The organism is Caballeronia sp. dw_276 (assembly GCF_018449635.1).
Classification (GTDB): Bacteria; Pseudomonadota; Gammaproteobacteria; order Burkholderiales; family Burkholderiaceae; genus Caballeronia.
The window spans coordinates 94,735-117,029 of record NZ_JAAVUV010000005.1; the positions used below are offsets into that span (position 1 = coordinate 94,735).

Here is a 22,295-nt window from a genome sequence, read left to right on the forward strand (position 1 = left end):
GTCTCCTCGATGTGTAGCAGTTCGCCCAAGTCGATCCTGCAATCAAAGTGGTCAAGCCAATTTAGTGTTTGGCGATGCGGCCTGACCTGTCGCTAATGATAATGGCGTTATGCCTGTACTGGAATCGCGGTATTTACCCTTATATCCAAAGACATAAGCTCCGGGCGATGCTGGCGCGAATTAAGCATAATTGGTCAAGCCACCTTACACGCTTCAGCCCGGACATCGCATCCATCTCCATGACTTCTCTTGTTAAACCTGTTGAAACACGACGGCTGTATCAGTCCATCGCCGATCAGATCAACACGCTGATCCGGCACGGAAGCTTTCAGGCGGGCGCCCGTTTGCCGCCAGAACGAGAGCTTGCGCAGCAGTTGGGGGTATCGCGTCCGTCGTTGCGCGAAGCCTTGATTGCGCTGGAGATTCGCGGACAAGTCGAAATCCGCATGGGTTCGGGCGTTTATGTTTGTGAGGTTGGCAGCGAAACGTCACCTTTGACCGCGATGGGCGAAAGCCCGACCGAGTTGATGCAGGCGCGCGCGGCAATAGAAGGGTCGGTGATCGTGCTGGCGTGCACGCGGCTTACTTCCGATGGCACCGCCAGGCTGCAAAAAACGCTCGACGTCATGCGCGATTTGATTGCGGCGGGCCGTTCGCCGCTGGAACCTGACCGCCAGTTTCATATTGCTATCGCGGAAATCGCTGGGAATTCGGTGCTGACGCGGCTCGTCGGCGAACTATTCGATGGCCGCAACGATCCGATCGCGGCAAAAGCCAGCGTGCTTTCGGAAAACATCACCACGTGGGGCGTGGCGTTATCCGAGCACGAACGCATTCTCAGGACGCTCGAAGCGCGTGATCCGATCGCCGCGCAGGCCGCTATTCGCTCGCACTTGAAAGCGTCAGAGGAACGGTGGGTCGGCGACGCGTGAACCCTCGCTTTTCCGTCGAAGCGCGTGTCTATTTCTCAGAAAACCAGCCCGCCACCGTAAAAACCAAGGCGTGTCGTTTTTTTGTGCCACAAATGATAACGATTCGCATTCGTGTATAATCCGCTCGTTTGTTAGGTCTTGTTGTTCAGCTGTAAATCCAGATTCGCAAGTCCATACATAACCCCACTACAAAGCACCGCTCCGTTGCCGATCGTCTACTTGATCGACAACGGGGCGAAATCACGACCACTTCGCTACTCCGCTCCTTCGATGCTTCCAAACAAACAGCAACCGCTTCGCGTCCGGCCGGTGTCCGCTGCCGTGCGTTACGTCTTCCTTCGCGCGGCAATGCCGCTGGCTATTAGTGTTGCGGGAAATGCGTATGCACAAAGCGCCCCGACGGCAGACTCCGCCGACAAGACCCTGCCTGCGGTGAAAGTTCAGGGCACAGCAGAAGCGCTCCCCGGCGACTTTGCGCCGACGTATAGCGGCGGTCAGGTTGCACGCGGCGCGAGTTTCGGCGTACTGGGCGACCAGAAAATGATCGACGTGCCGTTCAGCATGACCACGTACACCTCGAAGCTGATTGAAGACCAGCAGGCCCGCACCCTCGCCGACGTCCTCGACAACGACCCGTCCGTGCGTTCCGGACTCGGGTTCGGCAACCAGTCACAGGTGTTCGTGATCCGCGGCTTCGTGCTCAACGGTGACGACATCTCGCTCAACGGTCTTTACGGCATTACGCCGCGTCAGCTCGTGGCGACAGAAACGCTCGAACGCGTTGACGTCTTCAAGGGCGCAAATGCCTTCCTGAGCGGTGCATCGCCGACGGGCTCCGCCATTGGCGGCGGCGTGAACCTCGAATTGAAGCGCGCCGACGACAAACCCCTGACCCGCGTAACCGTTGAAGGCACGGCTTCCGGCGAACTCGGAACGCATGTCGATGTGGGCCGCCGTTTTGGCAGCGAAGGACAATTCGGTGTGCGGGTGAACAGCTTCGTGCGCGACGGCGAAACCAGTGTCGACGATGAACACAAGCGCAGCACGGCCACGTCCGTGTCGCTGGATTATCGCGGTGACAAGTTGCGTCTCTACGGCGATTTCCTTTATCAGCGCGAACGTGTAAACGAAGGCCGTCCGACGGTTAACCTGAGCGGCACGGACATCGTGATTCCAGCGGTCCCTTCCGCGACGCATAACTATGCGCAGCCCTGGTCGTACACCGCGCTCGAAGACACCGTGGGTATTGCGCGCGCGGAATACGACTTCATGCCGGGTTGGACCGCGTACGTGGCAGGTGGCGTGCATCACGCGAACGAGCACGGCGATTATTCATCGCCGAACTTCAACGGCGATACTGGATTGACCACGGCGTTTCGCCTCGGCGTGCCGCGCAAGACCGATGCATATTCGACTGAAGGCGGCGTTCGCGGGCGCTTCAGCACCGGCCCTGTTTCGCATTTCGTGACCCTGGGCGGATCGCTCACGAGTATTGAAGACCGTTCGGCTTTCGACTTCTCGAACACGTACAACACGGACCTCTACAACACGCCGCAAGTGCCGCGCCCCGGAGCGAGCCCGGTCGGCAATTTCGCCGATCCGTTCGTCACCGATCGCGTGCTGATCCGAAGCGTGGCGGTATCGGATACGCTGGGCTTCTTGAACGATCGCGTGCTGTTCACGCTCGGCGCCCGCCGCCAGGAACTGCACCAGAACAACTACGACACGGGCACTGGCACGCTCACGTCTTCGTACAATGATTCCATCACCACGCCGATTCTCGGGCTCGTGATCAAGCCCTGGCAAAACGTCGCGTTCTTCGCCAATCGCAGCGAAGCGTTGGCGCAAGGCAAACCGGCGCCGTCGACGGCATCCAACTTCGGCACGAACCTGGCGCCCTCGCGCTCGAAGCAATACGAAGTCGGCGTCAAATACGATACGAATCACTTCGGTTCGACCTTCTCCGCTTACCAGATCGAAGAACCGAGTGCGTACACGAATGGCGACAACATCTTTGCAGCGAACGGGCGCGAACGGCATCGCGGGCTCGAGGCGTCGATCACGGGCGAGCCGTACAAGGGCGTTCGATTGCTGGCGGGCGCTTCCTATATCCAGGCTGAATTGCTCGACACCGCCGGCGGCCTGACCGACGGCAACCGTCCAACCGGCGTACCCGCATTCCTGTTCAATCTCGGCGCGGAATACGACCTGCCGATGGTCCCCGGCCTGACGTTCACGGCACGTTACCTGCACACGGGCAAGCAATACTTCGATGTCGCCAATACGGCATCGATTTCATCGTGGAACCGCTTCGATCTCGGCGCGCGTTACGCGACCAATGTGTTCCACAAGAACACGACTTTCCGTGTCAGCGTTCTGAACGTGGCGAACAAGGCATACTGGGAATCGGCTGCGACATCGGGTCAAGGGTACTTGACGCAAGGCGCGCCGCGCACGTTCCTGTTCTCGATGACGACGGACTTTTAAGGCGGTTCTGGTCTTGTGTTTTGAAGCGCCGGCGATAGATTTTCGCCGGCGCTTTTTTTATTGGCTTACGCGTTTTGTTCACTGCGCGCCGGTTGCCGCCAAACGCTATCCCGCGCACCGGTTCTGACTCGCCGCGCCGTCACCCGCAACATCCACCCAAAACACGCCGCAGCAATCAGCGCGCAAATATCGACGCCAACGGTGGCAGATTCAAACCACATTCCCGTCGATGGAAGCAGCCATCCAATCGCCGATGCCGCCGGCACGAGCAAGGTCGCGAACGTGGTCAGCGCCAGAAGATCGACCGATCCGCGCGCCCCGCCGCGTAGGAACGCCCAGCCAATGCTGGCAAGAAAGACCGTGTAGTAGATCCGCGCATGCCAGGCCGGCAGATCGGCAACCCGTCCGCTTAACAATTTGCCGGCGGCGAGCGTCGCGGAAATGCCTGCCACGCAACCGAGCGTCACGCCGACCGTCAGCGCGGCCATGAAATACGTGGCCGCCCGCTGCTTGACCACGATGCTTTCGCCACGGCGTTCGGCCTTGCGGCGGCTTTCGATCCAGAGCAAGTTGCCCGAATAAAAGAGGAAAGCGCCACCGAGTCCCAGGAAGAAATAAGCCCATTGAATCGTCCCGCCGCCATAACTGCCGAAATGCAGCGCAAAGAAGGCGCTGGTGGCGGCGGACCACGCGGTGCCATCGGCGCCGGGCAGGAATTGGGCATTCAGGAAACGGCCGGTCACGGGATCAAGCAACGCGAAACCCCCGCTGCGAGCCAGATAACGCGGATCGTCACCCGCGACGAACACGGTCGCGCCCGGTTCCCCAGCGCCCCGATAACTCAGCTCGGCCGGCTCGAACACCGGCGCACGCTGTTTCACGGCGGCCAGGATTTGCTCGGGCGGAAGCAATCTGGTGGGATCAACGCCGGGCACGATTGGCGCCTTCGCGAAATACGGGTTCTGCGCTTTGATGGTGGCATCAAGCGTGCCGCCGTAGATCACCCGGTCCTGTACCGGAAAGATGTAATCGTTCAACCCGAACGCGACGACCGATAAAGCCATCACCACATGGAACGGCAAGCTCAAGATGCCGACCACGTTGTGCGCATCGAGCCACATCCGCTTGAGGTTCTTGCCCACGCGCACCACGAAGAGATCCTTGATGAGGCTCGGCAACAGCACGATCACGCCCGATACCAGCGCGAGCCCGTACACAAGCGAGACCACGCCCATTACGCCCATGCCGACATCGAAACCGCCGGGAATACCGGCCGTCATGTGCAGGATATCGATAAACCTCGCGGCGTCCGACAGCCCGCGGGTATGCGTCTCCAGGTGGCCGTCGGTATCGAGCGTGGCGGAAACGCGCTGCGGTTTGCCGCGCTCGCGCCACGACAAACTGGCGCGCCCTTCAGGTTCGAGCCGCAACGTGAACTGCCGCCGCGCAGCGGGAAAAGCCGCCAGCGTCTGTTGAATGACCAATGGCGCCTGCGACATCGGAAACACTTGTGTGCGGGTGACGGGCGGCGTGACCCACGCGTCGAGCGCGTCTTTGAACATGGTCACCGCGCCCGCATAGAACGCAATAAAAAGCGCCAGTCCGGCAATGATGCCTGTCCACGTATGGACCGTCTTGTAGACGCGAATGACGTCGCTGCGCATGCTTTCTCAGTTAGCGAACAATGAAATGACGAGCCAATGCAAGCATCGCGAAACCGAGCGCATTGGCGCCGCCGAGCCACAGCCACGCGCGCAGTCCGCTGCGAAACACGAAGCTCACGCTCATCGCGCCGATCCACACGGGCGGCACGAGCCACATTGCGACCTGGAATTTGTTTTGGGCATCGAGCGGACCGGGCGTGAGGCAGGCGAGCAACCCGCTCGCGGCGATCCCCAACCCGAATCCGCCGGCAGCTCCCGCCAGCGTCTTGAGCGTCCAATCGCGCGATGTGACTTCGACTTTCTTGCCGGACCGGCCAGTCTTCGAAGTCACCGCGACGCGTCCGGCGAATGAGGCTGAGACGGCGACCGCGCGATCATTACGGCAATAACCACGCCTATAAATGGACACGCCGTCAGGCACGCCATGGCCGCAGTGAACACGACGGCAAGCGACGTAGCGGGATTCAGCCCGCCCGCCCCGATCACAATCGCCGCGCACATGAACACGGCCGAAAGCGTCCTGCAAAGCCGGGGCGCAAGCGGCGCGCTCAGCCAGCGCTGCCCGGGCGCGGCAAGGTAGAACAACAGGGAACCGGCGATCGCGAACACAACGGATGCCGGCATGAAAAAGTCATGCATCGATATAAAGCGCGCGCTCGTCCTGCCCGGGACGAGTATCGCGGGTCTGGATACGTTATTGAGAATCATTATCATACAGAATTTTGAGATTCCCCGTATCCGTTGCTCGTCGAACAACCGTTGGGGCAATGCAAACGGCCCGCCTGAAGGCGGGCCGCTGGAGTTCGAAACGCTGCTACAACGTGATGTCTGGAGCTCCCATGCCGGATGATCTTGTACCGGACCATCGGCTAAATTTCTGATGCCTACATAGTCACCGCGTGCTCGTTGCGCTTACTGCCGCTTGGTCGCCTCCTTCTTCAGCTTCTTTGCCTCTTTCTTTTCCTTCGGCGATTTGAGGGCGACCTTTTTCTCGGTTTTCTTTGCGTCCTGGGCTTTACTCATAATGTGCTCCGTGGTTGACCTTAAATTATTGCCTGGGCGTTACCCCAGGCTGGCTGTGAGCCTTTGTTAATCGATCCGTGAACGCAGTTCTTCCGCGCTCACAAGCAGCGCCTGATAGCCAGAGCGCGCGTGCTCTGGCAAATCCGGATCGCCGATAAGCGTCCCCAGCGTTTCGATCACGCTGTACAAAATCCCTTTCGCAGCCTTGGCGGCCAGCACGCCCGATGAATACGAACTGTCGACGTGGCTGATCGCGGCATCGAAATGATCCTGCTCGGGCGGTTCATTGACGTTGACCGAGGGCGTGACGCGGTCTTCTGTCGGGTTGGGTTCCATGATGATCGACCTCTCTGGTTGATACATAACTACAGCGCTACGTACGATATCAGTCCGTCACCGGCTGGATCATATGCACGCGACGTTCCACCGCAGGTTCCCGAAGCGGCGCACCACAGTCAGTCAGCAGCGAGCGAAGTTCGAGAATGACCGGAAACACCTCGTGATTATGATCGGCGCCCTGCCGGTCGTGTGCTTCCTGCTCGCGCTCCACGATCCAACGGTCTTCCTTGAAGATACGCTCGGTGAACCACACCAGCAACGGCCAGGCGGCATCGAGAATTCCCGGAATCTTCGGCCGCCGGATCGACAACAATCCGAACGTACGGTTCGTACGCTGCTCGGCGTCGAGCGGCACGTACGCAATCCACAGATCCATCACCATGGTCTGGTCCTTCGTGCGGATCCGCAGCGTCTGGTACGGATATTCCGTACGGATCGTCATCACATCCTTGTTGTTCTCGTCGGGCTTCGTGCCGCGTTTCTGGCTGAATACGAGCGCTTCGCCAATCGGCTGCTTGCCCTCTTCGCGCGCGAACGTGTAGTTCACTTCGACCCAGTCTTCGCCCCGGCTGCGCCCGACCGAACGCGCCTTCATCTGACCCATCTGCTTGCGATGCAGAAACTGATGGTTCATGTCCATCAGGTTTTCGTGCATGAAGGTGTAATGGCACTTCACCTCGCGGCCGAAGCGGCGGGTTTTATAGGCTTTATCGCCGACGGAACCAAGCGCCGGGAACGGCACGGTTTCAGCCAGCAGCGGATCGCCCGGAAAAATGAAGATCAGTCCGGCTTCCTCGCGGCACGGGTACGAACGCACGCCGTTGGGCAGACGCTCGCGTCCGAGATATGGAACGTCGATACATTTGCCCGAACAGTCGTACGTCCAGCCGTGATAACAGCATCGGATGGATTCGCCGTCGACCACGCCCGCATGCAACGGCACTTGCCGATGCGCGCAGCGGTCTTCCAGCGCGAACACCTTGTCGCTTTCGGTACGGACCAGCACGACGGGGTCGCCGGCAAACTTCACGCCATGCGCCTTGCCGCGCTTGACCTCGCGCGACCACGCAACGGGATACCAGTGATCGGGGTTGATATCGACGCGACGCAGGTCGCGCGGCGTTTTTTGAGGTTGTTCGGCGGGCGTGCCGCTCGTGACGGCTTCCTGCTGCAGCGCTACATGCATGTACGATGCCTCCGCTTGAGGGTATCGGCGAAAAATCGGCTAAAGATAAGCCGAAATTGGCGAAAAGATGTTTTGGGGAGACGATGCAACCTACGGGTCTACCGCAGTCTACACGCGAGAGGCCATTTGAGGCGCAAACGCGCCATCCTTAAAGTTCGGCGAAGGCGTGCGGGGCGGGCATCGGAGCAGAAAATTTTGCGGATTTTCCCCGATAAACCAGCCTAGATCCGCGCCCGCCTGAACACGAGGCTGAAGTTGTTGGCAGGCATGGACACAGTTTCTTCCATCGTCAGACCCGCGCGGCGGCCCAGTTCCACCACGTCCTCCATATTGCGCACGCCCCAATCGGGATTGGTCGCGCGAAGCTGGGCATCGAAAGCTTCGTTTGACGGCGCCGTGTGCGCGCCGTCGCGTTTGTACGGTCCGTAGAGGAACAGCACGCCGCCGTTGGTCAGCCGTTCGCCGGCGCCACGGAACAGCGCTTCGGCCGCCGCCCACGGCGCAATGTGGATCATGTTGATGCAGACTATCCCCGCGAGCGAGTCCGGCACGGGCCATGGCGTGGCTCGCACATCCAGCGCGACCGGCGTGTTCAGATTGGCGAGCGCGGCGTGGGCCCGCCATGCCTCGATGGACGCAAGCGACTTCTCGTCCGGGTCACTCGGCTGCCACGTGATGTCCGGCAGCGCCGCGGCGACATGCACCGCGTGCTGACCAGTGCCACTCGCAATCTCGAGAACGATTCCGCTCTTCGGCAACACGCGCACGAGGACATCGCGGATCACATCGCGATTACGTGTGGCAGCCGGCGCAATACGGCGCAGGCTGTCGGGACGATCAGTGCTCAAGGCGCATCTCCAGGTGAAGTGGTGGCGAGCGTAAGCGCGCGATTAGCGCGGGTCAAGGGAAGATCGGCGTCGACCAAAAGCGGTATCGCGGACGCCCAGCTTGGCGCGGCCCGAATCCTGCTTCCTCGTGCGGCCCTCGATCAAACCTGTGTATCCTGACGCACTTGAACGCCGGCATCGTGCACAAGCATCCGAAATCCGGAAGACCGCCCCGGCCCAGGCCATGCGCAACAAGCCCCGGCGCGACTTGGTCCACCCCACTCCATGGAGCCTTTCATGCCAACCGATACCCCTTCCGGCGAGCAAAAGCCGAACCAGGAGACGATGAGCGAAGAACTCATCAACTTCGCGGCCGAAGTCTTCGATACCGCCCGCCGCGGCGACGCCGCCATGCTCGACGCTTTGCTGCACAAGGGCCTGCCGCCCAACATGCGTAACGACAAGGGCGACACGCTCGTGATGCTCGCGAGCTATCACGGCCACGCCGACGCCGTGCGTGTCCTGCTGCAGCATAAAGCCGATCCGAACCTGCGCAACGACAACGGCCAGACGCCGATTGCGGGCGCGGCGTTCAAGGGTTACAAGCCGGTCATCGAAGCCTTGCTGGAACATGGCGCCGACGTGGAAGGCGCATCGCCCGATGGCCGCACGGCGCTGATGATCGCGGCCATGTTCAATCGCGTCGAAATGGTCGAATTCCTGATTGCGCACGGCGCGAATCCGGACGCCAAGGACGCAAATGGCTTTACCGCACGCGACGCTGCCGCGAAAATGGGCGCCCCCGACACGGTTGCGCGGCTCGCCGAGGCGACCGAAGCGAAGTCGCGACCGTCGGGCGTCTGACCTTCCGAGTCAGCACATACCGATAAACCCGCGCCATCGATGATCTGGATCGGCGGCGCACGACTCTTTTGAAGGCGATCCGGCAACATGGAGCTCTTGTGATGAGTGGTGGCTTACTGCAGGGCTTACCTCGGGGCGGCCTTCCGCCACGAGCGTATGACTGGCACTGGCGCGCAATGGCCAGGACGCTTGCGATCCTGATCGGCCTGGCGCTTGTCTCGGTCATGTCCGGATGCAGCCTGTTTCCGACACAGCCGCCGGCGCCGATCATCGATCTATCGACGCCGCAGCCGGCGAGCGAGCCCGAAGCCGCCGAACCGGAAGAGGAACCGGCTTCCACGCCCGTTGCCACGCAACCGCCCGTCGAGCAAAAAGCGCCGCGTCCGAAGCCCAAGCGCCGCGTCGTCGTGCCGAAGAAACCGCCGCCACCGCCGCCACCGCCCGTCGAAGAGAAGGTGCCGCCGCCTCCGCCGCCGATTCTCACCACACGCATCATGCAGCATGAGCAGATCCATGGCCTGCTCGACAGCGAGATCCAGCGCGACGGCAAGATCGTCGGCCGCGCGGTGGACATGTACGTGGATGCCGCCGCCAAGCCGAAGCTCATGATCGTGAACCTGTCGGGCTTCCTCGGCGTGGGCGACCGCAAGGTCACGTTCCCGTGGAGCGCGTTCCGTTTCAATCCGGCCGACAAGAAAGCGCCCGTGACGTTTGTCATGCCGCAAGCGGCCGCCGGTAAGAAGGCGGAAGCGCCGCCGAAACCGGGTTCCGTCGCCGAAGTCCCGCCGACTCTCGCACAACTCGTCGATTCGAACGTCACGCAAAAAAGCGGCGCGCGCATGGGCCGGGTGGTCGATGTATTGATCGATTCGCAGGCGCAACCGCAGGCGCTTGTCATCGATCTCTCCGATTCCCTCGCCGGCGACAAGCGGCAAGTCGCGGCCAACTGGCCGGACCTGCACGTGGTTTCGCGCAACAAGGTGCTGCAATTGCAACTGGATTTCACCGATACACAGATCAAGGCCGCACCGACCTATTCGCCCGATCAGCCGATCAAGATCATCTCGCCCGTCGTTCCTCCGGCCGAACCCGCCGCGGCCTCGGAACCGGCATCGGCGGCAGCAGCAGCGGCAGCGGCAGTACCGGCTTCAACGTCCTCGGGACCCGTGGCGGCCGCAGCATCCGCCGCACGGCCCTCGAAACAATGAGGACGATCTGAAATATGGTTACTGCACGAAGTCTGCGCGCGCTGGATTGGCTGAACTTTTTTGTCGCGAATGTGCAGACCGGCTTTGGGCCGTTCATCGCTTCCTATCTCGCGGCGAACAAGTGGACGCAGGGCGAGATCGGGCTGATGCTGAGCGTCGGCACGATCAGCGCAATGGCAAGCCAGTTGCCGGCCGGCGCGCTCGTCGACGCCCTGCGCAACAAGAAAGGCGCGGCTGCCGCCGCGATCATCGCGATCATCATCAGCGCGTTGCTGCTCGGCGCGAGCCCCACATTCGTTTCCGTATTTGCGGCCGAAGTGCTGCATGGATTCGCCAGTTGCATGCTCGTGCCGGCGATGGCCGCCATCTCGCTCGCCCTCGTCTCGCGCGCCGATCTCGGCACGCGGCTTGGACGCAATGCGCGATGGGCGTCGATCGGCAGCGCGTTGACCGCGGCGTTGATGGGCGTGTTCGGCGAGTATTTGTCGCTGCGCTCGGTGTTCTTCCTGACGGCCGCGCTCGCGTTGCCGGCGCTGGTCGCGTTGAACATGATCCATCACGAGATGCCGCCGGTCGTGCCGCGCATGAAAAAAGCGGCATCGAAAGCTGGCTCGACAATTTCCGATGCCCTCAGTTCAGCCGACGGCGAGCGCCCGGAAAGCCTGCGCGATTTGCTGCGCGATCCGCGCTTGCTGACCTTTGCCGCGTGCGTGGTGCTGTTCCACCTGTCCAATGCGGCGATGCTGAATCTTGCCGCCGGCGAAGTCACCGCGCACATGGGCGACAACGTTCAACTGGTGATCGCGGCGTGCATTATCGTGCCGCAGTTCATCGTGGCGGGATTGTCGCCGTGGGTTGGGCGACAGGCGCAGACGTGGGGCCGGCGGCCGGTGCTGATCCTCGGTTTTTCGGCGTTGCCGCTGCGCGCGCTGCTGTTCGCGGCGGCCAGCAGCGCGAGCAGCCCTTATCTGCTCGTGCCGGTGCAGATGCTCGACGGTATCAGCGCGGCAGTCTTCGGCGTGATGCTGCCTTTGATCGCAGCCGACGTTGCCGGCGGCAAAGGCCGGTACAACTTGTGTATCGGTTTCTTCGGTCTTGCGGCGGGTATTGGCGCGACGTTGAGTACGGCGATTGCCGGGTTTGTCGCTGACAAGTTCGGGGTGAATACGAGCTTTTTCGGGCTTGCGGCAGCGGGCGCGCTGGCCGTTGCGCTGGTGTGGCTGGCCATGCCGGAAACACGCGACGCCGCCGCGAACGACGAAGCCGCGAAAAAAGACAAGGAAGCCACGCCTGCGGGGTGAACGGATATGACCGAGACGAGCGTCAGTGAAGGGTTTTCGTGGTCGCGGCACGAGGGCGTGGTCACGATCCGGCTGACGCGCGTGGAGCAGCACAATCGTATCGATCCTGCAGATGTTGCGGGACTGCGTGAGGCAATTGCCGCCGCTTCAACCGATGACACGACTTTCGCGCTGGTAGTCACCGGCACCGGCCCGGCCACGTTCAGCTCGGGCTACACGCTTTCAGCGCTCGCAGCCGGTGATATCGATGATTCGTTTGAAAGCGTGCTCAACGAACTCGAGGCGTGTCCGCTTCCCACGATCTGTGCGCTGAACGGCAGCGTGTACGGCGGCGCGACGGATCTTGCGCTGTGCTGCGATATCCGGATCGGCATTGAAGGTTCGCGGATGTTCATGCCGGCGGCGCGCATCGGCTTGCATTACTACCCGGACGGTATGCGCCGATATGTCCGCGAGCTGGGGCTGGCACAGGCGAAGCGGCTGTTTCTCACCGGCATGGCAATCGATGCGCCGGAGATGTTGCGCATCGGCTTTCTGACGGATCTGGTCGCGGCCGATCAGTTGACGACGCGAACGGCGGAATATGTCGATGCCCTGCGCGCTTGCGAACCGAGCGTCGTAAGGTCGATGAAACGGCAACTCGGCGCCATCGCGGCGGGCGATTCCTCGGCCTTGAACGATCGATCCGCCTACGAAACTTCGCTCAAAAGCCCGGCGATCGCCGAGCGCATCAAGCGCCGACGGAGTTGAGTCATTCAAGCGGCTTCAACATCCCTAACAGCGTAGGAATCAGCTCGCTCACCGTCGGATGAATATGCATCGCGCGCTGCAGCGTGGTGTAAGGCGCGTCGGCATTCATGATGTCGATAAACGTATGAATCGCTTCATCGCCTTCAATACCCAGGATTGCCGCGCCCAGAATCTTTTTTGTCTGCGCGTCGACCAGCACTTTCATGAACCCGTCTGTCTCGCCGCGCTCACGTGCCCGGCCGACGCGCGACATCGGCATGGTGGCGATCAGCGCCGGGCGGCCGTCCTTGCGGACCTCGGTTTCGCTCATGCCTACCCGCGCGAACGGCGGGTCTACAAAAACCGCGTAACACATGATCCGCGAATCGACGCTGCGTGATTCGCCATCGACCACGTTTGACGCAATGATCTCGTAATCGTTGTACGACGTATGGGTGAACGCGCCGCGCCCGTTGACATCGCCGAGCGCCCAGACGCCTTGCGTTTTGGTACGAAGCTGGCCATCGACATCGATCAGACCGTGCTTGTTCGGCACAATGCCCGCGTGCTCCAGCCCGAGGTCGTCGGTGTTCGGCGTGCGTCCCGTGGCAAACAGCAAATGCGATGCATCGATGCTGGTTCCGGCGCCAAGAAAAATCCGCACGCCATCGCCCGCCGCCTCGACCTTCGACGTCTCCGTGTTGAAGCGAAACTCCACGCCATCGCGTGTAAGAACCTTCTGAACCTGCTCCGCAAAATCCTTGTCTTCGCGCGCCAACACCCGGTCGCCTCTAACGAGCACCGTCACGCGGCTGCCGAAACGCGCGAACATCTGCGCGAATTCCAGCGCGATATAACTTCCGCCCACAATCGCCAGATGTTCGGGTAGGGAAGTCAATTCGAGAATCGTGGAATTCGTCAGATAAGAGATTTCCGCCAGGCCCTCGATTTCCGGCACGGTCGCGCGCGTCCCGGTATTGATGAAAACCGCATCCGCCGAGAGTTCGTGCTGCTGGCCGTCGTTGCCTTGCACGCTGACGGAATGCGGTCCGGTGAACCGCCCGTGACCATTGAGAACCGTCACGCCCGATGTCCCCCGCAACCACTTCTCCACGCCTTTACGCGATTCGCCGATCACCTCGTCCTTGCGCGCCTTGACGCGCGCAAGGTCCACGCGAACCCCGCCATCCAGGATCACGCCATACTCCGCCGCGTGGCGCGCGACGTATGCCGCCCGGGCACTCGCCACATACGTCTTGGTCGGCGTGCAGCCAACGTTCACGCACGTCCCGCCGAACAACGACCGTTCGATCACCGCCGTGCGCTTGCCGCTTTCGGCAAGTTTCACGGCAAGCGGCGCGCCGCCTTGTCCGGTCCCGATCACGATGGCGTCAAAGTGTTGCGACATGTGGATGTCTCCTCCGGTTGGTCCAGCGAGGTCTGCGGGTTTTTGCATGGTAGCTCGCCGTTGGCATCGATGCATCAGCAAAGCTTCCCGCCGTGTGTGCGTTTTACGCATGGACGGGTCGAGATTTAATCGCTTGTGGCTCAGTGTCACGCCCGCTAAAACTACCGCCATTCACGTCGCGGATCCGCTGCGGCGCTTCTTTCCCGGGCAATCACGATGCGCACCTACCGTAACTTCATCGACGGCCGCCTGATCGACTCATCGTCCGATCGGTTTGCCGATGTCGATAACCCCGCCACCGCCGAGATCGTCGCGCGCGTCACGCTGGCGTCAGAGGACGATGCGCTCGCCGCCGTGGAAGCCGCATCGCGGGCGCAGAAAACGTGGCGCAAGCTGAGCTCGATCAAGCGCGGCGAACATTTGCGCCGTTTCGCCGACGCCATCGTCGAACGTGCGCCGCAGATCGGCGCGGCATTGGCGCTGGAATCGGGCAAAAGCCTGGCGGATTCGGAAAACGAAGCCCGCTACGCCGCCGATATCACCCGTTACCACGCCGAATGGGCGCGCCGGATCGAAGGCGAAGTCATCCCCAGCGATACACCCAACGAAAATCTCGTGCTGCATCGCGAGCCGATTGGCGTGGTTGCGTGCCTGATCCCGTTCAACTACCCGGTCTACACGCTCCTGCGCAAGGTCGCGCCCGCGCTGATCACGGGCAACGCGGTCGTGGTCCGGCCGAGCAACAACACGCCCACGTCCGCTTTCGAAATCGCCGAAGCCGCGCAGCAAGCGGGCCTCCCCGCAGGCATCTTCAACGTGCTCGCCATGGACCACGCGACCGCGGGGACGGTCTGCACGCATCCGGCCGTCGGCATGATCACGCTGACCGGCAGCGTGAACGCGGGACGCATCGTGCTGGATTACTGCAAGTCGAACATCGCGAAACCTTCGCTGGAACTCGGCGGCAAGGCGCCGGCAATCATCGAACCGGATGCCGATCTTGAAGCCGCAGCAAGCGCGATCGTTGGATCGAAGACCACGCATTGCGGGCAGTTGTGTACCGCGATGGAACGCGTCTACGTTCATGCCAGCGTGCATGACCGTTTTGTCGAATTGCTGCGCGAGAAGATGAGCGCGGTGAGTTTCGGCGATCGTTCAAAGGACGCGTCGAAGATGGGACCGCTGGTCAGCCGGTCGGCGCAGCAAAACATTCACGCGATGGTGCAACGCGCCGTCGCCGAAGGCGCAACCGTCGCAACCGGCGGAACGTTGCCCGACACCGCCGGCTATTTCTATCCGCCCACCTTGCTGCTCAATTGCCGCCACGACATGGAAATCGTGCGCGAGGAAATTTTCGGACCGGTGCTGCCCGTGATCTCGTACGACACGCTCGACGAAGCCCTCGCGATGGCCAACGACCATCAATACGGTCTGTCTTCGGTGCTTTATACGGAGAACTATCGCACCGCCATGCGTGTGGCCAATGAGATCGAAGCTGGCGAGTTGTACGTGAACCGCACGCCTGCCGATCCGTATCAAGGTTTCCACGCCGGCTGGAAACGTTCTGGACTCGGCGGCGACGACGGCAAGCACGGCATGCTCGAATTCACGCAGACCCGCCTTGTGGTTCTGAAGTACTGACTTTTCCCCAACCTGCATAGATCGATAAAAACAGCGCGCCTTCGGAGCGCGCTGAAGGAGACTTATCGTGGATAAAACCTTGACCGGCATCACGCCGGCAGTCGTCGAAACAAGCCGCTCGCAACGATACATCCAGCTCCTGCTGCTGGTCATTGCCGCTGGCGCAATCTACCCGCTGCTGTATTTGCGTCAGGTGTACCAGACGCCGATGCTCGAGTTTTTTCATATCGACAACAGCCAGCTCGGGTATCTGTATTCCATCCTCGGCACAGTTTTCCTGCTTTGCTATTTGCCGAGCGGCTGGCTTGCCGACCGCATCGCGCCACGTTTCCTGATCTGCTTTTCGCTGATCGCGACCGGCGCGCTCGGGCTGGTTTATTCGACCGCGCCGAGCCTCCCCGTGCTGCTCGTCGTGTTCTGCTGCTGGGGCTTGACCACCGGCCTGACCTTCTGGGCATCGATTCTAAAGCGCGTCAAAACAATCGCCGCGCACGACGAACAAGGCCGTTTTTTCGGTCTGCTGGATGGCGGCCGGGGTTTGATCGAAGCGCTGCTCGCGACCATCGCGCTCGTGATCTTCGCCGCCGCGACCGAAAAACACGGCTTGCCGACGAACGTCGGTTTTCGCTACGTCGTGTATCTATATTCGGGGTTTTGTATCGGCCTGGGATTGCTGATGGTGATGGTGAAAGAACCGCCCGCCACGCAACAGGAGCTTCAGCAAGCAGCGGACAACCTGTCGCAGAAACACAATCTATGGCGCGACCTCGTCACGCTGATGCGTATCCCCCAGCTCTGGTTGATGGCCGCCGTCGTGTTCTGTGGATACCAGATCTTCTGGGCGACCTACAGCTTCTCCGCGTACCTTCAGGTCGGTGATCTGAAAATGACCGTTGTGATGGCCGGCACGCTCACCACGCTCAAGCTATGGATGCGGCCCATCGGCGGGATTGGCGGCGGATATCTCGGCGATCGTTTTTCCACGCTCGGCGTTCTGAGCACCGCGTTGTTCCTCGCCGCGATCGGACTCGTGGCGCTGGCCGTGCTGCCGACGATGCATATCGAACCACGCGTGGGCGTTGCGGTCATTGCGGTCGTGGTGCTGGTCATCGGCATCCTGACGTACGCCATTCGTGGTCTCTACTGGTCGCTGCTCGATGATTGCGGCATTCCGCTGCGCATCACGGGCCTGGCGATCGGCCTGGTTTCGCTGATCGGTTATTCACCCGACGTGTTCCTGCCGCTCGTGAACGGCTGGACCACCGAGCATTTCCCCGGCCTTCCCGGCTATCAGATTTACTTCTCCTACATTGCCGTGGTCAGCGTGATCGGCGGCGTGGCCGCCCTCGCCCTGATGGGCATGCGCAAGACCGTTGCAAAGGACGCCATCCGATGAAAATCGTCTCCCTCGAAACGCATTTCGTAGCCGTGCCGCCGCCGCATCTCGGTGGCATGTACTGGATCTTCGTGAAGCTGAAAACGGCTTGCGGCATTGAAGGCGTGGGTGAAATCTATTCGGCGACGTTCCATCCGAAAGCAATGGCGCACATCATCGACGACGTGTTCGGGCGTTATCTGCAGAACCACGATCCGCATCACGTCGAGCGCTTCTTCCGCGAAGCGTATTCGAGCGGCTTCACGCAACGCCCCGACCTCACGATGATGGGCGTCGTCAGCGGCCTGGAAATGGCGTGCTGGGACATTATCGGCAAGGCGGCGGACAAGCCCGTGTACGAACTGATGGGCGGCCTCGTGAATGAACGGCTGCGCTCGTACACGTATCTTTACCCGAAGAACGCCGCCGGTGAATACGATTACGACGACGTCGATCTCGCCGCGGAGTGCGCGGTTAAGAACGCGGACCTCGGTTTCACCGCGGTCAAGTTCGATCCCGCCGGACCGTACACCGCGTACTCGGGCCATCAGCTTTCTCTGGACGTGCTCGAACGCTGCGAGACGTTCTGCAAGCGCATTCGCGAAGCCATTGGCAACCGCTGCGATCTGCTGTTCGGCACGCACGGGCAGATGGTTCCATCGTCGGCAATCCGGTTGGCTCAGCGGCTCGAAAAATACGATCCGTTGTGGTTCGAGGAGCCCGTGCCGCCCGGCCAGGAAGACGCGATGGCGCAAGTCGCGCGCCATACCAGCATCCCGATTGCGGCCGGCGAACGGCTGACCACCAAGTACGAATTCTTCAAGCTGCTGCAAGCGAGCGCGGCATCGATTCTTCAACTGAACGTCGCGCGTTGCGGCGGCCTGCTCGAAGCCAAGAAGATCGCGACGCTCGCCGAGGTTTATTACGCGCAAATCGCGCCGCATCTCTACAACGGCCCCATCGGCGCTGCGGCGAGCATTCAACTCGCCGCGTGCACGCCCAACTTCCTGATTCAGGAAAGCATCGGCACGTGGGACGGTTTTCATGCGCAGATCCTGAAGACGCCGATTCAGTGGGAAGACGGTTACATCATCCCGTCGAAAGCGCCGGGACTCGGCGTGGAACTGAACATGGACGTGGTGCGCGCGCATTCCCCTTATACCGGCGATCGTCTGCATCTGCAGATGGCGTCAAAGCCCGCCGATGTACGGGATTCTTCTCCGGCCAAAGGCTGAAGCGAGTAACTGAATATGACTTACGACTACATCATCGTTGGCGCCGGATCGGCGGGCTGCATTCTGGCCGAGCGCTTGTCGGCATCGGGACAACATTCCGTGCTCGTGCTTGAAGCCGGCGGCACGGCCGATTCGTTCTGGTTCAAGATACCCGTGGGTTTCGCGAAGACCTACTACGATCCCGCGTGCAACTGGATGTATTACTCCGAGCCCGAAGCGGAACTTGCCGGCCGCAAGATCTACGCGCCGAGAGGCAAGGTGCAAGGCGGCTCGGGTTCCATCAACGCGATGATCTTCGTGCGCGGCGCGCCACGCGATTTCGACGACTGGGCTGCAGCCGGCAACGCGGGCTGGTCGTATAAAGACGTGCTGCCGTATTTCCGCAAGCTCGAGACGCATGCCGCTGGAAACACCGTCGTGCATGGTTCGAGCGGCCCGATTCAAGTGACATCGATGAAAGATGGCATCCATCCGATCACGCGCCATTTCCTCGATGCCTGCGACGAGCTGAAGATCCCGCGCAACGACGACTTCAACGGCGCGCGAATCGAAGGCGTGGGCGTGTATGACGTCAACACGCGCAACGGCCAGCGCGCATCGAGCAATGTGGGATATCTGGAACCGGCGCTGAAACGCTCGAATGTGAGCATCGAACATCATGCGCTGACCACGCGCGTGTTATTCGATGGACGGCGTGCCACCGGCGTCGAAGTCTCGCAGAACGGCGTCACGCGAACGTTCAACGCGAAGCGTGAAGTGCTGCTGTGCGCAGGCGCCGTCGATACCCCGAAGCTGCTGCAACTGTCCGGCGTCGGCCCGGCGCAATTGCTTGCGCGCCACGGCATTCCTGTCGTGCATGCGCTGCCGGCCGTCGGTCAGAACCTGCAGGATCATCTTTGCGCGAGCTACTACTATCGCGCGAACATGCCGACGCTGAACGGCGATTTCGGCTCGCTTCTGGGCAAGCTGAAACTCGGTCTGCAATACCTGCTGACGCGCAAAGGACCGCTTGCGATGAGCGTGAACCAGGCTGGCGGTTTCTTCAGCACCGATCCGGCCAGCCAGCATGCGAACATGCAGCTTTACTTCAATCCGCTGTCATACCGGATTCCAAAATCGAGCCGCTCGCAACTCACGCCCGAGCCGTATCCCGGTTTTCTGCTCGCGTTCAACCCGTGCCGTCCGACGAGCCGTGGGTCGATCGAGATTTCATCGACGAATCCCGCCGATGCCGCCCTGATCCGCGCGAACTATCTGACGACGCAAAAGGATATCGACGAAGTGATCCAGGGAAGCCGCCTGATCCGTTCGATCATGAAGGCGAACGCGTTGCGCGCGGTGACGGTGGAAGAAACGCTGCCGGGTGAATCGGTCGTACCCGAAGACGACGACGCCGCCATGCTCGAATATTTCCGCGAGAACAGCGGCTCGATCTACCACCTGTGCGGTTCATGTGCGATGGGTCCGGACGCGCAGACCGCAGTCGTCGACAACCGCTTGCGTGTGCACGGCATGCAGGCGTTGCGGATCGTGGATGCATCGATTTTCCCGAACGTCACGTCCGGCAACATCAATGCGCCCGTGATGATGGTCGCCGAAAAAGCCGCGCAAATGATCCTCGACGACGCCATCTCGCGAAACTTCGTTCAGCGCGAAGCGCTCGCCACCGCTTCGGCCTGAAGCCACTGCTGGAACAGACGCTGCGTCCCGCTTGCCCGCTGCTCGGGACGCAGCACGAACCAGTAGGATTGCCGCCCTTCTATCTCGACATCGAGCACTTGCCGCAATTGTCCCGATGCCAGTTCGGCCGCGATCATGTGACGATCGGCGATGGTGATGCCCATGCCGTCGACGGCCGCTTGTATCGATAAATCGAGCACGTCGAATTCGTGACCGCCGTCCGTATCCACGCCTTCAATACGCGCCGCGTCCAGCCAGTGCTGCCACGTGAGATACCGCTGGTCTTCGCCCGACAACACGTGTAGCAGCGTGAATCGGTTCAGGTCCACCGGCGCGCCCTCACTTTCACGATCCAGCAAACCCGGCGACGCCACCGCGATATGGCGCTCGTGCATCAGCAAGGTACTTTCGAGGTTGTTCCATTCGCCATCGCCGAAACGAACCGCGCAATCCAGCCGGTTCGAATCCGCGATGCCGTCTTCCACGCGCGTCGTAATGCTCAGGTCCAGCTCCGGGAACGCCGCGCGCAGGCGTCCGAGACGCGGCACGAGCCAGCGCGCCGCGAACGTAGGCGGAACGTTGATGCGAAGGCGATTGACATCGTTTTTCTGGCTGATCGCGCGCACCGTCAACTCGATCTTGTCGAACGACTGCTGCAGCGCGCGCAGGAGCACGCGGCCGCTCGGCGTCAGCACCAGATGCTGATGACGGCGCGAAAAAAGCGTCTCGCCGACCTGCTCCTCCAGTTGCCGGACCTGTCGGCTGACGGCGCTCTGCGTGACGTTGAGCAGCGTGGCGGCGCGGGTAAAGCTACCGGTTGTCCCGGCGGCTTCGAAGGCTTTCAGCGCATTGAGCGCGGGCATTTTACGTTTCACGATGATTCGGCGATTCAGTGGTTCGTGGTCGCAACAAGCCGGCGGACATGTCCCGGCATCTGCGTGATCTTACGCAGGCCGCCGCCGCAACTGTGACGATTTCATGATTTCCCGCGCGTGAGATGAAACGGTGTTCCAGTTGTATCGCCCATATCACGTTGTGGCACGTCCCTTGCTCTAAAAAGAGCCTACGTTGCATCCACCTCAGGCTCTCATGACCGAAACGATATGGTTTCTCGTCGTTGGCGGTGTGCTCATCTTCATGGGGCTTGCCAGCTCGACGTTCAAAGAACTCCCCATCAGCAGCGCAATGGTGTATCTGGCCATCGGCTTTGGCCTTGGCCCGTTTGGCCTGGGCTTGCTCAAGATCGACCTTCTCGGCGACGCCACGTTGCTGCGCCGGATCACCGAAGTCGCCATGCTCGTGTCGCTGTTCGCAATCGGCTTGCGGCTGCGCGTGCCGCCGACCGACCGGATCTGGCTATTACCTGTGCGCCTCGGCCTCCTGGCGATGGTCGCGACCGTCGCCATCATGACGCTCGCCTGCGTCTACCTGCTGCACATGAGCTGGGGACCCGCATTGCTGATCGCCGCGATGCTCGCCCCCACCGACCCCGTCCTGGCCCACGACGTGCAAGTCCAGGTTCCCGGCGATATCGATCTCTTGCGATTCTCGTTGACCGGCGAAGGCGGCCTGAACGATGGCATCGCGCTGCCGTTTGCGCTGCTGGGTATCGCGGTGTGCAACTACGAGGCATCGCCGCAGCAGGCGTTGAGTTGGCAATTTGCCGGGGATGCGTTATGGGGCGTGGCGGGGGCGTTGGCCGTCGGATGGATTCTGGGCGATCTCGCCGTGCGGCTGATCGCGTTTTTGCGCACGCGTTATAGCCTGGCGCTCGGGCCGGAGGGTTTCTACGCGCTGGGCCTGATTGCGCTTTCGTATGGCATCGCGGAATTGATGCACACGTATGCGTTCCTTGCGGTATTCGCAGCGGGCCTCGCGATGCGCCGTGTCGAACAGAAAGCCAGTGGCGATAAATCCGCGCACGAAGCGGTCGGCAAGATCGACGCGCAGGATGTGGGCGCAACCGCCTCGGACCCCGATCGCGCGCATGCATTTGTCGCAGAACGCGTGCTCGGCTTCACGATAGAACTCGAGCGCATCGCCGAAGTCGCCGTCATGTTGATGGTCGGAAGCGTGCTCGCCAATGTGTGGGACACACTCTTCACATGGCATGGCGCGGCCATTATTGCGCTGCTGTTTTTCGTGGCGCGGCCGATTTCGGTGCAGGCGTCGCTGATCGGATCATCAGCTACGAAATCGCAACGGCTGCTGACAAGCTGGTTTGGAATTCGCGGCGTGGGGTCGTTTTATTATTTGCTGTACGCGCTGGAACATGCGCCGCGCAGCGCCGCGGAGCCACTGGCGCCGCTGGTGCTGGCGGTGATTGCGGCGTCGGTGATTCTGCACGGCATTACCTCGACACCATTGATGAACCGGTATCGAGGATAAGGCGGCGT

Annotated in this window: 20 protein-coding genes; 12 read left to right on the forward strand and 8 right to left on the reverse strand. The window is 61.4% G+C overall.

Going from position 1 to position 22,295, the window contains the following annotated elements; genetic code table 11:
* Window positions 1–239: 239 nt before the first annotated feature.
* Together HB633_RS11825 and HB633_RS11830 are read left to right on the forward strand one after the other, a co-directional pair.
* Window positions 240–932 (forward strand): FadR/GntR family transcriptional regulator, encoded by a 693-nt coding sequence (locus tag HB633_RS11825; RefSeq protein ID WP_213778304.1) that lies wholly within the window; start codon window positions 240–242, stop codon window positions 930–932.
* Between the two features lie 348 nt (window positions 933–1,280).
* A complete protein-coding gene (locus tag HB633_RS11830; protein ID WP_255580916.1) occupies window positions 1,281–3,419 on the forward strand; it encodes a TonB-dependent siderophore receptor in 2,139 nt (712 codons plus the stop codon).
* A gap of 65 nt (window positions 3,420–3,484) precedes the next feature.
* Here the strand turns inward: HB633_RS11830 and HB633_RS11835 are convergent, their stop codons facing one another.
* Genes HB633_RS11835 through HB633_RS11845 form a run of 3 tightly spaced genes read right to left on the reverse strand, consistent with a single transcriptional unit; the run spans window position 3,485 to window position 5,707 of the window.
* Complete coding sequence (locus HB633_RS11835; RefSeq protein ID WP_213778306.1) at window positions 3,485–5,083, reverse strand: PepSY-associated TM helix domain-containing protein; 1,599 nt, start codon at window positions 5,081–5,083, stop codon at window positions 3,485–3,487.
* Window positions 5,084–5,093: 10 nt separating this feature from the next.
* Window positions 5,094–5,414, reverse strand: coding sequence for a hypothetical protein (locus tag HB633_RS11840; protein WP_213778307.1), 321 nt, complete (start codon window positions 5,412–5,414; stop codon window positions 5,094–5,096).
* On the reverse strand, window positions 5,411–5,707 hold the full coding sequence (locus HB633_RS11845; protein WP_213778308.1) for a hypothetical protein: 297 nt from the start codon (window positions 5,705–5,707) through the stop codon (window positions 5,411–5,413). The genes HB633_RS11840 and HB633_RS11845 overlap by 4 nt, the downstream gene beginning before the upstream one ends.
* Here HB633_RS11845 and HB633_RS11850 point away from each other — a divergent pair.
* On the forward strand, window positions 5,706–5,933 hold the full coding sequence (locus tag HB633_RS11850; protein ID WP_213778309.1) for a hypothetical protein: 228 nt from the start codon (window positions 5,706–5,708) through the stop codon (window positions 5,931–5,933). The two genes, HB633_RS11845 and HB633_RS11850, sit on opposite strands and share 2 nt — an antisense overlap.
* A gap of 239 nt (window positions 5,934–6,172) precedes the next feature.
* Here the strand turns inward: HB633_RS11850 and HB633_RS11855 are convergent, their stop codons facing one another.
* The 3 genes from HB633_RS11855 to HB633_RS11865 all read right to left on the reverse strand — a co-directional run bounded on the left by HB633_RS11855 (window position 6,173) and on the right by HB633_RS11865 (window position 8,479).
* A complete protein-coding gene (locus tag HB633_RS11855; protein WP_213778310.1) occupies window positions 6,173–6,442 on the reverse strand; it encodes a hypothetical protein in 270 nt (89 codons plus the stop codon).
* Window positions 6,443–6,491: 49 nt separating this feature from the next.
* A complete protein-coding gene (locus HB633_RS11860) occupies window positions 6,492–7,631 on the reverse strand; it encodes an aromatic ring-hydroxylating dioxygenase subunit alpha (protein ID WP_213778311.1) in 1,140 nt (379 codons plus the stop codon).
* Between the two features lie 221 nt (window positions 7,632–7,852).
* Window positions 7,853–8,479 (reverse strand): DUF938 domain-containing protein, encoded by a 627-nt coding sequence (locus tag HB633_RS11865; RefSeq protein ID WP_255580892.1) that lies wholly within the window; start codon window positions 8,477–8,479, stop codon window positions 7,853–7,855.
* Between the two features lie 276 nt (window positions 8,480–8,755).
* On the opposite strand from HB633_RS11865, the gene HB633_RS11870 reads away from it, so the two are divergent.
* The 4 genes from HB633_RS11870 (at window position 8,756) to HB633_RS11885 (ending at window position 12,581) form a co-directional block, all read left to right on the forward strand.
* A complete protein-coding gene (locus HB633_RS11870; protein ID WP_213778312.1) occupies window positions 8,756–9,322 on the forward strand; it encodes an ankyrin repeat domain-containing protein in 567 nt (188 codons plus the stop codon).
* 101 nt (window positions 9,323–9,423) lie between these two features.
* Entirely contained in the window at window positions 9,424–10,530 is a 1,107-nt protein-coding gene (locus HB633_RS11875) for a hypothetical protein (RefSeq protein ID WP_255580893.1), read from the forward strand.
* A 14-nt stretch (window positions 10,531–10,544) separates the two neighbouring features.
* The gene (locus HB633_RS11880) at window positions 10,545–11,831 is read left to right on the forward strand and encodes an MFS transporter (RefSeq protein ID WP_213778313.1); all 1,287 of its coding nucleotides are present in this window, start codon (window positions 10,545–10,547) and stop codon (window positions 11,829–11,831) included.
* A 6-nt stretch (window positions 11,832–11,837) separates the two neighbouring features.
* Window positions 11,838–12,581, forward strand: a complete 744-nt coding sequence (locus HB633_RS11885) for an enoyl-CoA hydratase/isomerase family protein (protein ID WP_213778314.1) — start codon at window positions 11,838–11,840, stop codon at window positions 12,579–12,581.
* A gap of 1 nt (window position 12,582) precedes the next feature.
* Here HB633_RS11885 and HB633_RS11890 read toward each other — a convergent pair whose 3' ends face one another.
* The gene (locus tag HB633_RS11890) at window positions 12,583–13,968 is read right to left on the reverse strand and encodes an FAD-containing oxidoreductase (protein WP_213778315.1); all 1,386 of its coding nucleotides are present in this window, start codon (window positions 13,966–13,968) and stop codon (window positions 12,583–12,585) included.
* Between the two features lie 216 nt (window positions 13,969–14,184).
* On the opposite strand from HB633_RS11890, the gene aldA reads away from it, so the two are divergent.
* The 4 genes from aldA (at window position 14,185) to HB633_RS11910 (ending at window position 19,899) form a co-directional block, all read left to right on the forward strand.
* On the forward strand, window positions 14,185–15,609 hold the full coding sequence (gene aldA / locus HB633_RS11895; RefSeq protein ID WP_213778316.1) for an aldehyde dehydrogenase: 1,425 nt from the start codon (window positions 14,185–14,187) through the stop codon (window positions 15,607–15,609).
* 67 nt (window positions 15,610–15,676) lie between these two features.
* Window positions 15,677–17,005: an MFS transporter gene (locus tag HB633_RS11900; protein WP_346730302.1), complete on the forward strand. Its 1,329-nt coding sequence runs from the start codon at window positions 15,677–15,679 to the stop codon at window positions 17,003–17,005.
* Entirely contained in the window at window positions 17,002–18,219 is a 1,218-nt protein-coding gene (locus HB633_RS11905; RefSeq protein WP_213778317.1) for a mandelate racemase/muconate lactonizing enzyme family protein, read from the forward strand. Before HB633_RS11900 ends, HB633_RS11905 begins: the two co-directional genes overlap by 4 nt.
* Window positions 18,220–18,234: 15 nt before the next feature.
* On the forward strand, window positions 18,235–19,899 hold the full coding sequence (locus tag HB633_RS11910; RefSeq protein WP_213778318.1) for a GMC family oxidoreductase N-terminal domain-containing protein: 1,665 nt from the start codon (window positions 18,235–18,237) through the stop codon (window positions 19,897–19,899).
* Here the strand turns inward: HB633_RS11910 and HB633_RS11915 are convergent.
* Entirely contained in the window at window positions 19,866–20,762 is an 897-nt protein-coding gene (locus HB633_RS11915) for a LysR substrate-binding domain-containing protein (RefSeq protein WP_213778631.1), read from the reverse strand. The two genes, HB633_RS11910 and HB633_RS11915, sit on opposite strands and share 34 nt — an antisense overlap.
* 226 nt (window positions 20,763–20,988) lie before the next feature.
* Here HB633_RS11915 and HB633_RS11920 point away from each other — a divergent pair, with 226 nt between their 5' ends.
* Entirely contained in the window at window positions 20,989–22,287 is a 1,299-nt protein-coding gene (locus HB633_RS11920) for a cation:proton antiporter (protein ID WP_213778319.1), read from the forward strand.
* Window positions 22,288–22,295 lie beyond the last annotated feature (8 nt).

Coding starts and splice junctions, on each gene's coding strand:
- HB633_RS11885 (WP_213778314.1), top strand. CDS start 11,838: ATGACCGAGACGAGCGTCAGTGAAGGGTTTTCGTGGTCGCGGCACGAG.
- HB633_RS11920 (WP_213778319.1), top strand. CDS start 20,989: ATGACCGAAACGATATGGTTTCTCGTCGTTGGCGGTGTGCTCATCTTC.
- HB633_RS11890 (WP_213778315.1), bottom strand. CDS start 13,968: ATGTCGCAACACTTTGACGCCATCGTGATCGGGACCGGACAAGGCGGC.
- aldA (WP_213778316.1), top strand. CDS start 14,185: ATGCGCACCTACCGTAACTTCATCGACGGCCGCCTGATCGACTCATCG.
- HB633_RS11855 (WP_213778310.1), bottom strand. CDS start 6,442: ATGGAACCCAACCCGACAGAAGACCGCGTCACGCCCTCGGTCAACGTC.
- HB633_RS11845 (WP_213778308.1), bottom strand. CDS start 5,707: ATGCCGGCATCCGTTGTGTTCGCGATCGCCGGTTCCCTGTTGTTCTAC.
- HB633_RS11825 (WP_213778304.1), top strand. CDS start 240: ATGACTTCTCTTGTTAAACCTGTTGAAACACGACGGCTGTATCAGTCC.
- HB633_RS11875 (WP_255580893.1), top strand. CDS start 9,424: ATGAGTGGTGGCTTACTGCAGGGCTTACCTCGGGGCGGCCTTCCGCCA.
- HB633_RS11835 (WP_213778306.1), bottom strand. CDS start 5,083: ATGCGCAGCGACGTCATTCGCGTCTACAAGACGGTCCATACGTGGACA.
- HB633_RS11830 (WP_255580916.1), top strand. CDS start 1,281: ATGCCGCTGGCTATTAGTGTTGCGGGAAATGCGTATGCACAAAGCGCC.
- HB633_RS11915 (WP_213778631.1), bottom strand. CDS start 20,762: ATGCCCGCGCTCAATGCGCTGAAAGCCTTCGAAGCCGCCGGGACAACC.
- HB633_RS11880 (WP_213778313.1), top strand. CDS start 10,545: ATGGTTACTGCACGAAGTCTGCGCGCGCTGGATTGGCTGAACTTTTTT.
- HB633_RS11850 (WP_213778309.1), top strand. CDS start 5,706: ATGAAAAAGTCATGCATCGATATAAAGCGCGCGCTCGTCCTGCCCGGG.
- HB633_RS11860 (WP_213778311.1), bottom strand. CDS start 7,631: ATGCATGTAGCGCTGCAGCAGGAAGCCGTCACGAGCGGCACGCCCGCC.
- HB633_RS11870 (WP_213778312.1), top strand. CDS start 8,756: ATGCCAACCGATACCCCTTCCGGCGAGCAAAAGCCGAACCAGGAGACG.
- HB633_RS11910 (WP_213778318.1), top strand. CDS start 18,235: ATGACTTACGACTACATCATCGTTGGCGCCGGATCGGCGGGCTGCATT.
- HB633_RS11905 (WP_213778317.1), top strand. CDS start 17,002: ATGAAAATCGTCTCCCTCGAAACGCATTTCGTAGCCGTGCCGCCGCCG.